The organism is Carnobacterium alterfunditum DSM 5972 (genome assembly GCF_000744115.1).
Classification (GTDB): Bacteria; Bacillota; Bacilli; order Lactobacillales; family Carnobacteriaceae; genus Carnobacterium_B; species Carnobacterium_B alterfunditum.
In genome coordinates this window covers 1,698,068-1,711,945 of record NZ_JQLG01000004.1, presented here as the reverse complement: position 1 = coordinate 1,711,945, position 13,878 = coordinate 1,698,068, and the positions used below count along the sequence as shown (strand labels likewise).

Here is a 13,878-nt window from a genome sequence, read left to right as displayed (position 1 = left end):
TTGATTTTATCTTTTTTATATTTATAGTTCGCGTAAAGCGTCAATTAAACCTGTTTTACTTTTTGTTTTTTCGTCAACGTTTTTGATCTTTTTTGCCGGTGTTCCAGCTACAACGGTATAAGGTTCAACATCTTGGATAACAATAGCACCTGCTGCAACAATGGCACCTTCTCCAATTCGAACACCCTCTAATACAACTGCATTAGCTCCGATCAAAACATTATCTTCTACAATAACGGGTTGAGCACTAGCAGGTTCGACTACACCTGCTAATACTGTGCCTGCACCTATATGACAGTTTTTCCCAACTATTGCTCTCCCGCCTAATACAGCACCCATATCGATCATTGTTTTTTCACCGATGATTGCACCAATATTAATTACAGCGCCCATCATGATCACGGCTGAATCACCTATTTCGACTTGATCCCGTATAAAAGCACCTGGCTCAATTCGGGCTTTAAATTTTTTCATATCTACTAATGGAATAGCAGAATTACGGCGATCATTCTCAATTACTTTATCTTCGATCCATTCCTTATTCTCTTCTAAGAAAGGTTCGATCACACTCCATTCACCAAAAATAGTGCCTACTTCATCAGTTGTGAAATTTTTGATGGTTTCAGGAAAATTTAGTTGATCTAATTTACCCTTTAAATAAACTTTTACTGGTGTTTTTTTTTCACTTTTAGCTATAAATTCAATAATTTCATTAGCATTCATTTTCATCATCCTTTTCTAATTAGTAACTTTTCAATGCAAATGTTCTGTTTTTCGGATCACATCATATTTATTTTCAAACTCGTGGGCAATTCGATTCGTTCCTTTTAAGATTTCACTTCTCGTGATGATCCCAATAAAACTGCCATCGTCACTTGCTACACATATAAATGCATGATTCACTAATAAATGAAGAACTTCTTCTAGATCATAAGGGTCGTTTACCACAGCAAAATCAGTGTTCATCACATCTGAAACCACTATATCACCTAATTTATCAAAGTTGATATCTTCTAATCCTGTTATCGCTTCAATAATCATGGGCATAGAAATAAGGCCTCTAATTTTATAATTATTATCTAGAACCGGAATAACTGAATACCCTATTTTTGTAAGAACTAATAATGCATGATTCAATCGATTATTCATTTGAACATGGGCTACTCTGTCAGCTGGAATCAAAAGATTCTCTTTATTTTCCAGTAACATCTTACCAATTTCTTTCCCAATCATTATCTTCATTTCCTTTCTTTAGATTACTAGATCCAAGTACTATTCTACGTTAAAAGTTCGTTAAAGAGTAGTAACTCAATGGAAATAAATAAAAAATGATAAGCCAATTTAAAAAGCTTTTTGTTTACTTATTTTTAGAAAAATGACTGTTTAACTCATCCATGGATTTATGTGCTCTATTGTAATAAGTAACCGCTATTTGGTGCTCATCGCTCTCGACAATGGCGTAAGTTGGAACTTGATAGTGACCCCTCGGCTCTGAAATACTGCCAGGATTCAATACTACTATATTGTTTATTTTTTCAGATTTAGCTTGATGAGTATGCCCAAAAAATGCATAATCTGCATTTTCTGCTTGGGCTGCATAAACTAACTCTTGCATGCCATGATTAACATTAAATCGATGCCCATGAGCCATAAATATGCGTTCATTTTTTACATCAGCGATTTGTGTCAACTTATACTCATCAGTAAAATCCATATTCCCTCTAACTGCCATCACTGAATCCCAAATTGGATCTGTTGCTTCCAATTCGGAATCACCGCAATGAAAGATTTGATCCACTTTATCCTTATAGCGTTCAACGAGTTCAACTAAAATCTCCCGATCCCCATGACTATCGCTTATAACTAATACTTTCATGCTTTACCCCCATTAATGATGCATTATGTTAACGGTTTATCCATTCATCCCATACTTCATCTAATTTTTCTAATGCTACTGCACGATGACTTAAAGTATTTTTATCTTCTTGAGACAACTCGGCCATTGTTTTGCCTTTACTTTCAACAAAAAATAACGGATCATAGCCAAAACCATTTTCCCCTTTAGGAATGGTCAAGATGGATCCTTCTACTTCGCCTTCAACAACCAAGCTGTCTTTCCCTGGCAAAGCAAGTGCAAGAGTACAATGAAATTGAGCAGTCCGCTTTTCTTTGGGTATATCTGTTAATTCATGCAATAATTTTGCATTATTCGCGGCATCACTTTTAAATTCCCCAGCATAACGAGCAGAAAACACTCCTGGTGCACCATCTAGTGCATCAACTTTCAATCCTGAATCATCAGCTAGCACTACCATATTGAGTGTATGGGCAATCGTTTCTGCTTTTAATAGTGCATTTTCTTTAAATGTAATTCCTGTTTCCTCAACTTCAGGAATCTCTGGGAAATCACGCAATGTTTTCACCTTGAATCCTTTTTCAGCAAACAACGCTTCGAATTCTTTTGCTTTGCCAACATTATTTGTCGCAATTAAAATTTCATCTTTGGCAACCGCCGGATGAATCGTTACTTCTTCATTTTTTAAAGCGACCGCTTGATCAAAAGCGTCATTTTGTATTTGTATCAATTCTTTGATTCCTTTTTTCCCAAATTCTAATAATACTGAAAGTTGATCGGCAGAAAAGGTAGCTTCTTCACCTGTACCTTGAATTTCAACAAATTGTCCGCCAGAAGTCATAACTAAATTCATATCCACATCTGCTGCACTATCTTCTAAATAATTTAAATCTAACACAGCTTGTCCATCCGTTAAAATTCCTACGCTTATAGCGGCTACATTTTCTTTTATAGGACTAAGTGCCAATTCACCACTATCTAACAATGTTTGAATAGCTAATTTCAAAGCTACAAATGCGCCTGTCACACTAGCAGTACGCGTTCCACCGTCTGCTTGGATCACGTCACAATCTACCGTGATAGAACGTTCTCCTAACGCTTCTAAATCGATGCTTGAGCGTAATGAACGAGCAATCAGCCGTTGGATTTCCATTGTACGGCCGCTTAGTTTACCTTTAGCTGCTTCACGAATATTTCGCGTATTAGTAGCCCTAGGCAGCATACTGTATTCAGCATGGACCCAGCCGCTTTTCATTCCCTTTAAAAAACGTGGAACTTTAGTTTCAATTGTCGCATTACAAATTACTTTCGTATCACCGAAAGAAACTAATACCGATCCTTCAGGATTTTTCAAATAATTGGTTTCTATTGTCATCAATCGATTTTCGTCATTTTTTCTACCATCTGCACGCATACTTGAACCTCACTTTTTTAGTCGAGCTTTTAGCTCTAGTTTAAATTTTTTCTGTTCCTAACTTAATATGTTCAATATCTAATGCCTCATCGCCTAACCATTGAGAGGCAATATCATTAAACATGTGGGTAGATCCTGTGGTGAAAAATTTTCGTTCGGAAACTTCTTTGTTTTCACTTAATTCTGCAAGATTAAAGTAATCTAAAATAGTACTCACTTCACTGATCGTTTCCGCACCTGAATCAATCAATGTCACTGAATCTCCCATCACGTTTTGGATTATAGAGCTCAACAAAGGGTAATGAGTACAGCCTAAAATTAATGTATCGATTTTTTTATTTTTGATCGGTTTCAAAGTTTCTGCGACAATTTTTTTAGCAATCGAACTTCTGTATTCATTACTTTCAACCAAAGGGACAAATTTTGGACAAGCTAAACTATTCACGGATGTCAAAAGGTCTTTTGATTGAATCATTTTTTTATATTTATCGCTATTTACCGTACCTTCAGTTCCAATGATTCCGATGCGATTATTTTTTGTTGCCTTGATGGCAGCACGGCTTCCGGGTAAGATAACACCGATGATTGGTATAGCTAATTTCTTTTTCAAATCTTCTAAAGCTACTGCAGTAGCAGTATTGCAAGCAATTACGAGCATTTTAATATCCTTATTCAATAAAAAATGCGTCATTTCCCAAGTGAACTGTCTAACTTGTTCTTCAGGTCTTGGGCCATAAGGGCAACGAGCAGTATCTCCTACATAATAAATGGATTCATTTGGAAGTTGTCGCATAGCCTCTTTCACTACAGTTAAACCACCAACTCCTGAATCTATAAAACCTATCGCTTGTTTTTTCATTTTTAACAACCTCAATTTAGTTTCATTTGTACACTCTTCTTATTTTCCCTTTTTTTACACTTAAATTCAAGGGATTAAGTAAATTAACTTTGATAAATATTTAAATACCCCTTTTTTATTTTCTGATTTGTCAAATTAAGCTATACAAAATATCTTCATCCATGTAACTCATAAAAACTTCCAGCGGTGTTTGGTAATTTAATGACTTTCTTGGAATTATATTCCGTTTGTGTGCAACAGACGATACGAAAGCCTGATCAACTTCGTTGAAATCCATTTCTTTTGGCAATCCATCTTTTCGAAGAAGCCCATTAGAATTCTCGTTTAAAGCTCGTTGTGAAGGCGTTCCAGGGTCAGCGAAGTAGATAGCGACATCATGCTGGTTGCACAAAGATTTCCAGTTGGAGAACTCCTTACCGCAATCAAAAGTAATGGATTTGAATAATTTTTTTGGTATGGATTGGAACCATTGATTCATAGCACTCTCAATGTCGCAGGCTTTACGCCCTTTGGGCTTTAAGGTAATGATAGCTTTCGATAAAATCTCTACTAGAGTAATGACCGCACTTTTGTGGCGGACACCTACAATGGTATCTCCTTCGATATGACCAAATTCTTCTTTAAATGTTGGATAATCTATTATTCTTTCAGAGATATTTCGTTTATAAGCTTGTCTACCTCTACGTTCTTGATGTCCGTTAGGCTTTCTTTTCCCTTTCATTGGAAGGGTAGCTTCATCGAATGTTTTTTCTTTAAATTGTCTATAAAGTGTTCGTACGGAACAGTCTATTGTCATTTCTTTACGGCCAATAATGACATCAGGCGTCCAGCCTTCAGCTACTTTTTCCTTGATATAAAGATGTTGTTCTTCTGGTAAAACAACTTTTTCGCGTCCACACTGCTTCTTGTTTTTCTTATACCGTAGGTAATACTCGAAAGCTGTATGTCCTGCTCTGAAGAACCTGATAACATTATTAATCGGTGTTCGAGTACGATTCAAGTAAGCAGCTATTTTAGCAACTGGAATACCTTGATGGTAATAAGCTTCTATCATCACTAGTTCATCCATGGTAATATGGGTATAGGTCATTTGTGATCACTCCTTGTTTTCTATGGTTGGAAATACAATTAGAGTGTATCACGAATGGCTTTTTTATTTGTATAGCTTAATCTTACAATCCACGTTTGTTAAAAACCACTGAATCGTATTTTTTTGTAAAAGTGTAGGTTTCTGTTTCAAATCACGTTATAATAAATCTTCAATGACAGAAGAGGTGAATGAGCAAGTGAGTAGAAGCAAAAATGAACAACAAGTGGATCTAGAAAAATTTAATGATATGCCTTCCTTGTTTGGATACGAATTGATCAGAGATATATTGATACCCAATTTATTAGGAGCAGATACACATGAAATTTTATATTGGGCTGGCAAAGAATTGGCTAGACAATACCCACTTAAAAACAGACAAGATATTATTCATTTTTTTGATAAAGCCGGTTTTGGCCTACTAAAATTGAGTAAGGATCAACACAACAAACAGATTTATACTTTGTCCGGTGAAATTGTGCAGGCTCGTTTAGAACACGTACAGTCTAGTTTTAATTTAGAAGCTGGATTTCTAGCTGAACAAATTCAAATGCAAGATAGTTTGTATACTGAAGCTCTAACTGAAGTCAATAAGAAAACAAAAATCATTACTTTTATCGTGCAATCAGATGCACAAGACCGTTTATCAATTGAAGAACCACTGACTCATTTTATTTTGGATGATCATAATGATAATCGAGATGAAAAAGATGGTCTGATGAATGATGAACTTACTGAATCAGATGAACAAGCTTTACCTTCAAGATCTTCCAGGCATAAATTATGATCGAAGCAAAAAAAACTGGGATGCAAATAGCCCAGTTTTTTTTTGATTTTATTTTTTTCGTTCATTTTTTAAAATACTCCAAGATGTTTTCATCGTTTTCATCATTCCAGCATCTGAGTAGACTAGCACATTTGAGCGGTACATAACTAGCGATAACAAGGTAAATAGTATAGTGAACACAATCATCACTATGATAGAAATCCCTATTCCAGCAGTTGAGACCGTTTCACTTGCTACCCTAAACGGCATAATGAATGGTGTGAAAAAAGGAATATATGAACCAACCTTAACAATAAGTTGATTTGGACTAGCAAAAGCAAATAACCCACCATAAAATCCAATCATTGCCAAGAAAATCAAAGGTGTAACAGCTTTATTGACATCCTCGATTTTAGTTACTAGTGAACCAAAGAAGGCTGCTAATCCAGCATACAGAATGATCCCTAATACAAAGTAAATAAGTGTTGTGCCAATTAAATTACTCAACAACTCTCCAAGATCAATGCCTTGCAAGAATTCTTGAATAAATTCCATATTTTTCACAAAAGGATAAGCAATCAAGATCAAAATAACATAGATAATGATTTGTGTCAGACAAACCAATAAAATACCTGATAATTTCCCGAAAAAATGAACAGTTGAAGAAACGCTTGATAAAATAACTTCCATGATCCGTGTCCCTTTTTCAGATGCAATTTCTGTCCCAATAATGCTTGCATAATTAATAATAAAAATAAAAATTGCGATCCCAACAATATAGGAGCTCCACATTTTGATGGTCTCAGCAGTACTGTCTTTGCTTGTTATTTCGCCATTTTCAAAATCGATCGTTTCAGTTGCTAAATTAGCTGGCGATATTAATTCCTTGGTTTCTTGTTGTGTCAATCCATATTCCGCAGCTTTTCTATTTAACTGAATAGCTGTCAAAAGACCGCTTAAAACAGTCACATCCAAAGTATCACTGGACGACGTATCCACATACTTAGCGGTAACGAGTTGATTTTCAGAGCTGACTTCTAAATAACCATCTAACTCTTCTTGCTTCATAGCTTCTTCTGCAGCTTCTTTAGTTGTAATTTCTTTATTGATGGTAAATTGATTTTCTTCTGTTGCTAATAGCGTCTGTACTTCTTGGTCAGTTGTTAAAATAGCAATTTCAGGCGTATCATTTTCAGTTTGGTCGATAAAGTAGACAACTCCACCAATGATCAAGAGCATCACTATAGGTGAAAGTACCATTGTTAAAAAACTAAAGGACTTAACATTTTTTTTGTAGACATCACTCACGATCACCCAAAACTTATTCAATAGGTTCACCAGCTTTCATTTTAAAGATTTCTTCTATAGTGGGTGGCTGCTGACTGAAAGTAGTGATATACCCATTTTTTGTCACTTTTCCAAAAATTGCCTTTCCATCTTCAGGATGTTCTAAATCAAGAACTTTTAAACCATCCTTTGTCGTTTCGACCTTCAATACTCCTGGCATTTTTTTTAATTCATCACTAGAAACTAGTGTTTCCAAAAATAATTTTTTCCGTCCGAACTGCTCTCTGATTTCGCGAACTGTTCCATCTAATACCATTTTACCATCTCGTAACATAACTAAATGATCACAGATATCTTCAACGTTATTCATGTTGTGGCTAGAAAAAATAACGGATGCTCCTTGCTTTTTCAATTCTTTGATCCCTGCTTCTAATAAACTAGCATTAACGGGATCTAATCCACTAAACGGTTCATCCAAAATAACGAGCTTAGGCTGATGGATCAGAGTAGCAATCAACTGGATTTTTTGTTGGTTGCCTTTAGATAACGATTTGATTTTATCCGTTTTCTTTCCTTTAACTTGAAACTTTTCCATCCATTTATCTATTTGAGGCTTGATTTCTTTTTTAGATTTCCCTCGTAATTGTGCAAAATAAATAATTTGATCTTCTATTGAAACTTTAGGATATAAGCCACGTTCCTCTGGTAAATAACCGATAATATCATAATCTGATTTTTTTATTGGTTGTCCATTCCATAAAATTTCCCCAGAATCAGCTGTTAAAAAGTTTAATATCAACCGAAAAGTTGTCGTTTTTCCTGCTCCATTCTGACCGATCATACCTAGAATTTGACCATCCGGAATCGTAAAACTGATATCATCAACAGCTGTCAGTGCTCCGAAAGTTTTTTTCAAATTCTTAACTTCTAGCATAACTTTTCCCCCTAATATCTATGTATTTAGACATTAAGTTTAACAGACTTTCTACCAATAAACTATCAATAACTAAGGAGCTTTTGTTCTTCTTGATCAAAGCTAAAAAGCGAATTGAGACAGTTGTCTCAATTCGCTTTTCGGTACACTTTCATTTATCTACTTGAATATCCCGTTGCAAGTCTGTTCCTGGTGCTCTAGGCATACTTGGATTGTCGATTGGATGATTCCCACCGAATGTTCCATCAGATTCTTTTAGAGGAATCCCTTCTATCGAAGGTCCTTTGTTACTTCCAGTCGGGATTTTTCCTTTAACAGATGCTGATACCTCACCAATAGTCGGCAAAGTGGGATCATCTTTATCTTTTATCGATCTATTTCTTGGATGATGATCCACTTGGTTCGCTTCTGTTTCCTCAGTGATGATCACATAACCACCATGCTTTATTGTTTTATTGTATCGTTCGGTAATTCCAAAATCTAATTTATATTTTTTAAGCGGGTTCTCGACCTCTGATTCACTAAACGTATCTCTGGCACGATCCCATACTGATTTATTTTGTTTATTAAGAATAGGGTCCACTTCTGCAATAGTTAAACTTTCAATCGTACCTTTATTTTCTTTATGAGTAACAACAGTTATATCTTCAGGCTGATAACCTTCTATAATCAAATGTTCAACTTGAGCTGCAGCTTCCTCAACTGATTGGTAAGCACCTTTGAATTTTTTCACCATACTTATTTGCCCTCCTATCATATTTAATTTCTACAACATAATAGTACCAAATAAAGAAGGCGTTCCCAAATAATACGGTTTAAAATTTATTTAACCTTACAAAACCATAAATAGCTTTTGTATTAATTCCTTATAAAGTAAAAAAAAAACTACCTTTAGTTAAGGTAGTTGAGAATGTAGAAGATAGGATTCGAACCTATACCTTATTTAAACACAAGAAAAAACAATCGTTTGACCTCTAAAAAGTGAAACACCACGTACATCTACATCCAATAGTATACCACACTTAGTTCTTAAAAGCACTAATTACTTTGCTCTTTTTCACTAACTAGTAGATATAGACGCGATATTTCAGTATTTATCTATCGAACAATAGCTTAAGAATCGAAATAGCTTATCTTTTGACAAACTCCTTTATTGCAAATGACGCTATTTCACGTGATCTACTATGATAAAAAAATATTCTTATGCATTTAAAAGCATCAAATTCTTATTTTACTTTTTATAGTTAAACATAATAATGTACAACATATACGCTGCGGGGTATAATGATTACTGGTAAGACTATAATGTGACGATGACAAAGTAAAAGGAGACTGAAATGGCACAAGAATTCTACAAAAAAAACTATTCAATCCAAGAGTTTTATCCCATTCTTTATCAAGGGATACGGACAATGAAATACATGATCAAAGCCAAAAAAGACAAATCATTGCAATCTGAACTCATTGAAAGGATCATGTTGGGTGTGACGGAGGTCAACGGTTGCGAAGTTTGTTCTTATGCCCACACAAAGATGGCTCTTCTTGAACAAGGTTTTAGCAATCAGGAAATACAGAATCTATTGACCGGAACAGCTGATGATATCCCTTCCGATGAAATGCCTGCCTTTCTGTTTGCTCAACACTATGCAGATACTCGTGGCAACCCCACTGAAGAATCATGGAACCGTATCGTGTCACTATATGGAGAAAATAAAGCAACAGGAATCTTAGGGGCGATCCGTTCCATCATGATTGGGAATGTCCACGGCATCGCATTGAGCGCTTTATTTAGTCGCATAAAAGGCAAGGCCATCAAGAAAAGCAGCCTGTTCTATGAACTGGGCATGATTTCCAGCCTCATCATTTATCTTCCTGTGGCTATCTTTCAAGCAATTATTGCTGACTTTTTGAAAAAGCCAATCATCCGTTTTTCATGAGAGGCTGTCTTGATTCGTTTAGCAATGTTTAACGAGGATACTATTTGACCTAAAAAGTAATTTTACACTTAGAAAATTTATCATTTCCTAAAAAAATAAGAACGAAGACCTCTCAAATAGCAGGCTTTCATTCTTATTTTTATTTGATTTTTTTTAATATTTTTCGAGATTCTGCTGAAAAGATTTCAAATGTCCCTCAGAAGCGTTCCGCAAAGAGGTAAATACCATCCGAACATCTTCGGGAATTTCTAGCTCTAAAAATTTATTGTACATCGCAATATTATCGACTTCACCGTCTGCGCAATTTTCCAATCCCTCTTTAACTGTCGTAGGAACAAAAACATGTTCAGCCGATTCATCTGCTGGAATCGCAAAACCATATTTTTCAAAAATGGCGGTCAATTCGGCTATATGTTGTTCTTCAGAAAGTACGATATTATTAAACGGATTTTGGTCACCAAATTTTTCTAGTACAAGAGCATATTCCCCGTGCGCCAAATGCTCATCTTGGATGGCGTATACCAGCATATCCTCTATTGTCATCTCCGAATCCGCAAGCGCTCCAACTGCTCCATAGCCGGCCTTCTCTGCGGCTGAAGGTTCAGAACTAGAGCTTTCGGATGAAATGTCAGCACTGCTAGATTCTGTCGCACTCTTTTCAGACCCTGTGGATGATAGCGTTGCTGAAGAATCACCTGATATTCCCTCGTCGGTGTTGGAACAACCTGCCATTAAGCCCAAACTCAAAATCAAGGTAAACCACGCAAGCAGCTGTTTCATCTGACTTCTCATACTTGATCACTCCTTCGGATTCATCAAAGTACCTTATACAGAAAAAATCGTAAATGAAGTAACACTCAATTTTTCAATCTTTATAAATTAAGGCTGCATCGCTCCGAAAAGAACCAGCCAAGCCAAAATAGATTTGGCAACAAGACTTAAGATGATATAAATTCTTTCACCATAGACATAATCTTTCCATTTCCCAATTTTCTTGTATTGTAAAATCATGTTTACGGGGAATGTGTTGAATGCCACAAAATACGTCCCGACGATGGCCCATACGAACCAAGGGACCTGATCAAAATTACCATTGCCGAACATGTACAACAGGATGGCTATCCAAGGTGCGATACCGGCAATTGAACCCCAAATGAACGGCCCCCAGATGATGTTTCCTTTTGATTTACCAGTATTCAATTGTTCCATGACTAAACCAAATAAGTTCATCGTCGCATTGACTGCGAATATTAATACAAGCGATGCAATATCATAGATTCCGAACAACGTCGCAATCAAAACAATCATAATAGAAGAACTAATCGCGTACTCAAACCAACGGAATTTATTAATACCCTTTTCCAAATCTGAATTGTAAATATCATTCAGTTTTTTTGGTATCGAAATAAGTGCATGAGCACCAGCCGAGATGAATAAAAATGAAGCCACTAAAATACCGAACGGCAAGTCGAACAATACTTTTGATTCCAGTTCAAGTGAACTCGTCTCTTGATTGAACGCCAAATAATTTTGCGTGATTTGTGGCGAAAATTCTCCAATTGTTTGGATCACGCTTGTCGCCAGAAAAAGCATTGCAAGCCCTTGAAGCAAATGAAGGCCTCCCATGATCATGTTGAATTTCCTTAATTTAGCATGTGTAATCTCTCTCATCAGTTAAAACCCCTCTCTCTTTTAAAATAAAATGTCTCTCAAGCAAGTGTGGACCGCTATCCTATTTATTAATTTTATTATATTCTATTCGGATGGTTATTTCCACCAGAATGACCCAATCATTAAGTACACTCCACACCTACTACTCCATTTGTTTACTGTAATGCCCCTTAAAGAAATAAATCGCAGTATACATTACATACTGACTGTTGAAAGAAAATTTTATCTTCGAAAAAAAAGCACCCTTTTTAACTACATAGAAAAAACCAATAAAAGCTGTACCATCAGCGTTTATTGGTTTTTTCTATAAGTGTCAAAGAAGGGTTAAAAAAACTAGGCATTTTTTCATATGTTAATTAATGGATAGTGACTTATTACCGTTATTTTTCCTTGTTTTTTAATTTCATATAATCTAAAATCGTGATCACGATCAGAACAATTCCCGTAATAAATGAAACCTGATTGCTCTCTACAAATCCGTAAACAAGTAAAATAACTCCTGAAAGTAAAATAACTAAGGCGACAATTTTTTGTATATTCATATTTTAACCTCTTTCATATGTGAATTAATAGAATTTTTCTTGATCCAATAAAGTAGTATACTGCAATTTTTACCCATCATCAATCATTTTTCAAGCATTATTTAATTTAAAGTATAAAATAATATGATTCAAGCAAATAAGGTTCATTGTAGTTTACAGCTAATTTCCACAACATTTTCTTTAATGTTTTTAGTGAGCCATCATTTTTTTCAACTTTATCTAATTGTTTGAAAAAAGCAATTTTTTCTTTTTCTGTTGCTTTATTTTTAAAATAACCATAAACATGAGCAGCAGCATTCACCGCAGTTCCTGTTGTCACTTCCATTTCTAATGATTGATCCACTAAACGATAGAAATCTAGTGCAGGAAAACTATTTTTATCTTTTAATAATTGACGTATCTTATCATATAGCTTTGGTGATCTTTCTAAAACACTGTATTTATAAAGACTCCATTCTTTTTCCAATAATTTGACATGCTGCTGCGGTGTTGTCGCAATAATGCATTTTATAGCAGAAAGACTCTTATCTTTTACCTCTAACATAATATCCAAGTCTTCTCTTGAGACCTGATGATAAAAATCCATAAATGGATCAAGTGAAATTGTTCGCGTATGTGCCCCTATTCGGCTCATTGCACTTTGTTGAGAATAATGTATTTTTTGAGGACCATCTTCAGGCTTCCATGTTTTGCGGGTCAGTTCGATCCAATAAGCATCATCTTTTGTTACATCACTTGTATTGATAGCATTATGAAGATTATCATAAATAACCGGAGCTCCTGTCGTTAGACTAACAGATAATACATCAGAAACGGTATAAGAACGGTCATCATTCTCAATTACCAGTCTTTTTTTTATTGTATCTGATAACATTTGATAACTGCTGACAAAACGCTTCACAGCAATCTCTTTTTCTTGGTAGACACCACCAATATGCAACACTATTTTATGTTCGGAACCGACTCCAAGACTATCTAAAAAGCGTGCATGATAATTTAAATCTTCAATCGCTCTCGATACAACATCTTCATCTGGTGAATTTAATACCGTATATTGTCCAGGATGCATCGATACTCGCATTCCACCAGCTTTGATTTTTTGTCCGATCTGTTCAAATTGAGGTTTAAATAGTTCCCACCATGCTAATGTGTTGACCGGACTTGAACCAAAAGGGATGATATCTGAGCTAATACGAAATAATTTGATTTTATTTTTTATATTGTAATCTATAATATTTTCAAGTGACTCCAAATTAAAAAGAATCAATTCTTTTAGTTTTTCTTCTGTTGCATTTACTTTCCGACAAGTTCTAATACTTGTTCCTGGAATTCCTATTGTTAAACAAGCATAGCCAATACTCATCTCATTCCTCCTTGAATAATCTTATTCAACTGTCTAATTATACAACTTATTTTAAAAAAAACACAAGAAAAGTTCTAGCGGCTAGCCAGTCACTTAAAGCCATATGTATTAGTTAGCAACAAAAAATAAGTTTGAGGAAAGCAATCTGCTTTCCTCAAACTTT

General features: G+C 35.2%; 15 protein-coding genes and 1 pseudogene. 2 read left to right on the top strand and 14 right to left on the bottom strand.

Annotated elements, in window-relative coordinates; genetic code table 11:
- Nucleotides 1-21: 21 nt before the first annotated feature.
- From dapD to BR50_RS08540, 6 genes are all read right to left on the bottom strand, one after another.
- Complete coding sequence (gene dapD / locus BR50_RS08565) at nucleotides 22-723, bottom strand: 2,3,4,5-tetrahydropyridine-2,6-dicarboxylate N-acetyltransferase (RefSeq protein WP_143298350.1); 702 nt, start codon at nucleotides 721-723, stop codon at nucleotides 22-24.
- A gap of 30 nt (nucleotides 724-753) precedes the next feature.
- Nucleotides 754-1,233: a cyclic-di-AMP-binding protein CbpB gene (gene cbpB / locus BR50_RS08560; protein ID WP_034547828.1), complete on the bottom strand. Its 480-nt coding sequence runs from the start codon at nucleotides 1,231-1,233 to the stop codon at nucleotides 754-756.
- Between the two features lie 124 nt (nucleotides 1,234-1,357).
- Nucleotides 1,358-1,876, bottom strand: coding sequence for a metallophosphoesterase (locus BR50_RS08555; protein ID WP_034547826.1), 519 nt, complete (start codon nucleotides 1,874-1,876; stop codon nucleotides 1,358-1,360).
- Between the two features lie 28 nt (nucleotides 1,877-1,904).
- On the bottom strand, nucleotides 1,905-3,269 hold the full coding sequence (rph, locus tag BR50_RS08550) for a ribonuclease PH (protein ID WP_034547823.1): 1,365 nt from the start codon (nucleotides 3,267-3,269) through the stop codon (nucleotides 1,905-1,907).
- 40 nt (nucleotides 3,270-3,309) lie between these two features.
- On the bottom strand, nucleotides 3,310-4,128 hold the full coding sequence (racE, locus tag BR50_RS08545) for a glutamate racemase (protein ID WP_034547821.1): 819 nt from the start codon (nucleotides 4,126-4,128) through the stop codon (nucleotides 3,310-3,312).
- A gap of 130 nt (nucleotides 4,129-4,258) precedes the next feature.
- Nucleotides 4,259-5,218, bottom strand: coding sequence for an IS30 family transposase (locus BR50_RS08540; RefSeq protein WP_034546336.1), 960 nt, complete (start codon nucleotides 5,216-5,218; stop codon nucleotides 4,259-4,261).
- A 196-nt stretch (nucleotides 5,219-5,414) separates the two neighbouring features.
- On the opposite strand from BR50_RS08540, the gene BR50_RS08535 reads away from it, so the two are divergent.
- Nucleotides 5,415-6,002: a YslB family protein gene (locus tag BR50_RS08535; RefSeq protein ID WP_245792772.1), complete on the top strand. Its 588-nt coding sequence runs from the start codon at nucleotides 5,415-5,417 to the stop codon at nucleotides 6,000-6,002.
- 48 nt (nucleotides 6,003-6,050) lie between these two features.
- Here the strand turns inward: BR50_RS08535 and BR50_RS08530 are convergent, their stop codons facing one another.
- The 4 genes and pseudogenes from BR50_RS08530 to BR50_RS08520 form a co-directional block, all read right to left on the bottom strand.
- Nucleotides 6,051-7,319 (bottom strand): ABC transporter permease, encoded by a 1,269-nt coding sequence (locus BR50_RS08530; RefSeq protein WP_245792770.1) that lies wholly within the window; start codon nucleotides 7,317-7,319, stop codon nucleotides 6,051-6,053.
- Entirely contained in the window at nucleotides 7,303-7,524 is a 222-nt protein-coding gene (locus tag BR50_RS13140) for a DUF4162 domain-containing protein (protein ID WP_425429673.1), read from the bottom strand. The genes BR50_RS08530 and BR50_RS13140 overlap by 17 nt, the downstream gene beginning before the upstream one ends.
- A pseudogene (locus BR50_RS08525) lies at nucleotides 7,512-8,202 on the bottom strand (ABC transporter ATP-binding protein); the annotation flags it as partial. The pseudogene BR50_RS08525 and the gene BR50_RS13140, both read right to left, overlap by 13 nt.
- 151 nt (nucleotides 8,203-8,353) lie before the next feature.
- Nucleotides 8,354-8,938: a general stress protein gene (locus BR50_RS08520; protein ID WP_051905775.1), complete on the bottom strand. Its 585-nt coding sequence runs from the start codon at nucleotides 8,936-8,938 to the stop codon at nucleotides 8,354-8,356.
- Between the two features lie 601 nt (nucleotides 8,939-9,539).
- Between BR50_RS08520 and BR50_RS08515 the strand changes: the two genes are divergently transcribed.
- Nucleotides 9,540-10,139 (top strand): carboxymuconolactone decarboxylase family protein, encoded by a 600-nt coding sequence (locus tag BR50_RS08515; protein ID WP_034547817.1) that lies wholly within the window; start codon nucleotides 9,540-9,542, stop codon nucleotides 10,137-10,139.
- A 153-nt stretch (nucleotides 10,140-10,292) separates the two neighbouring features.
- On the opposite strand, the gene BR50_RS08510 is transcribed toward BR50_RS08515, so the two are convergent.
- From BR50_RS08510 to uvsE, 4 genes are all read right to left on the bottom strand, one after another.
- On the bottom strand, nucleotides 10,293-10,931 hold the full coding sequence (locus BR50_RS08510; RefSeq protein WP_051905774.1) for a ferritin-like domain-containing protein: 639 nt from the start codon (nucleotides 10,929-10,931) through the stop codon (nucleotides 10,293-10,295).
- An 87-nt stretch (nucleotides 10,932-11,018) separates the two neighbouring features.
- Nucleotides 11,019-11,810, bottom strand: coding sequence for a heliorhodopsin HeR (gene heR, locus BR50_RS08505; RefSeq protein WP_034547816.1), 792 nt, complete (start codon nucleotides 11,808-11,810; stop codon nucleotides 11,019-11,021).
- A 380-nt stretch (nucleotides 11,811-12,190) separates the two neighbouring features.
- Nucleotides 12,191-12,352: a UV damage endonuclease UvsE gene (locus BR50_RS08500; RefSeq protein WP_034547815.1), complete on the bottom strand. Its 162-nt coding sequence runs from the start codon at nucleotides 12,350-12,352 to the stop codon at nucleotides 12,191-12,193.
- A 106-nt stretch (nucleotides 12,353-12,458) separates the two neighbouring features.
- Nucleotides 12,459-13,715 carry a UV DNA damage repair endonuclease UvsE gene (gene uvsE / locus BR50_RS08495; RefSeq protein ID WP_034547814.1) on the bottom strand — a complete coding sequence of 419 codons (1,257 nt, stop codon included), beginning with the start codon at nucleotides 13,713-13,715 and terminating at the stop codon, nucleotides 12,459-12,461.
- Between the last annotated feature and the right edge of the window lie 163 nt (nucleotides 13,716-13,878).

Coding starts and splice junctions, on each gene's coding strand:
- dapD (WP_143298350.1), bottom strand. CDS start 723: ATGAATGCTAATGAAATTATTGAATTTATAGCTAAAAGTGAAAAAAAA.
- cbpB (WP_034547828.1), bottom strand. CDS start 1,233: ATGATTGGGAAAGAAATTGGTAAGATGTTACTGGAAAATAAAGAGAAT.
- BR50_RS08555 (WP_034547826.1), bottom strand. CDS start 1,876: ATGAAAGTATTAGTTATAAGCGATAGTCATGGGGATCGGGAGATTTTA.
- rph (WP_034547823.1), bottom strand. CDS start 3,269: ATGCGTGCAGATGGTAGAAAAAATGACGAAAATCGATTGATGACAATA.
- racE (WP_034547821.1), bottom strand. CDS start 4,128: ATGAAAAAACAAGCGATAGGTTTTATAGATTCAGGAGTTGGTGGTTTA.
- BR50_RS08540 (WP_034546336.1), bottom strand. CDS start 5,218: ATGACCTATACCCATATTACCATGGATGAACTAGTGATGATAGAAGCT.
- BR50_RS08520 (WP_051905775.1), bottom strand. CDS start 8,938: ATGGTGAAAAAATTCAAAGGTGCTTACCAATCAGTTGAGGAAGCTGCA.
- BR50_RS08515 (WP_034547817.1), top strand. CDS start 9,540: ATGGCACAAGAATTCTACAAAAAAAACTATTCAATCCAAGAGTTTTAT.
- BR50_RS08510 (WP_051905774.1), bottom strand. CDS start 10,931: ATGAGAAGTCAGATGAAACAGCTGCTTGCGTGGTTTACCTTGATTTTG.
- heR (WP_034547816.1), bottom strand. CDS start 11,810: ATGAGAGAGATTACACATGCTAAATTAAGGAAATTCAACATGATCATG.
- BR50_RS08500 (WP_034547815.1), bottom strand. CDS start 12,352: ATGAATATACAAAAAATTGTCGCCTTAGTTATTTTACTTTCAGGAGTT.
- uvsE (WP_034547814.1), bottom strand. CDS start 13,715: ATGAGTATTGGCTATGCTTGTTTAACAATAGGAATTCCAGGAACAAGT.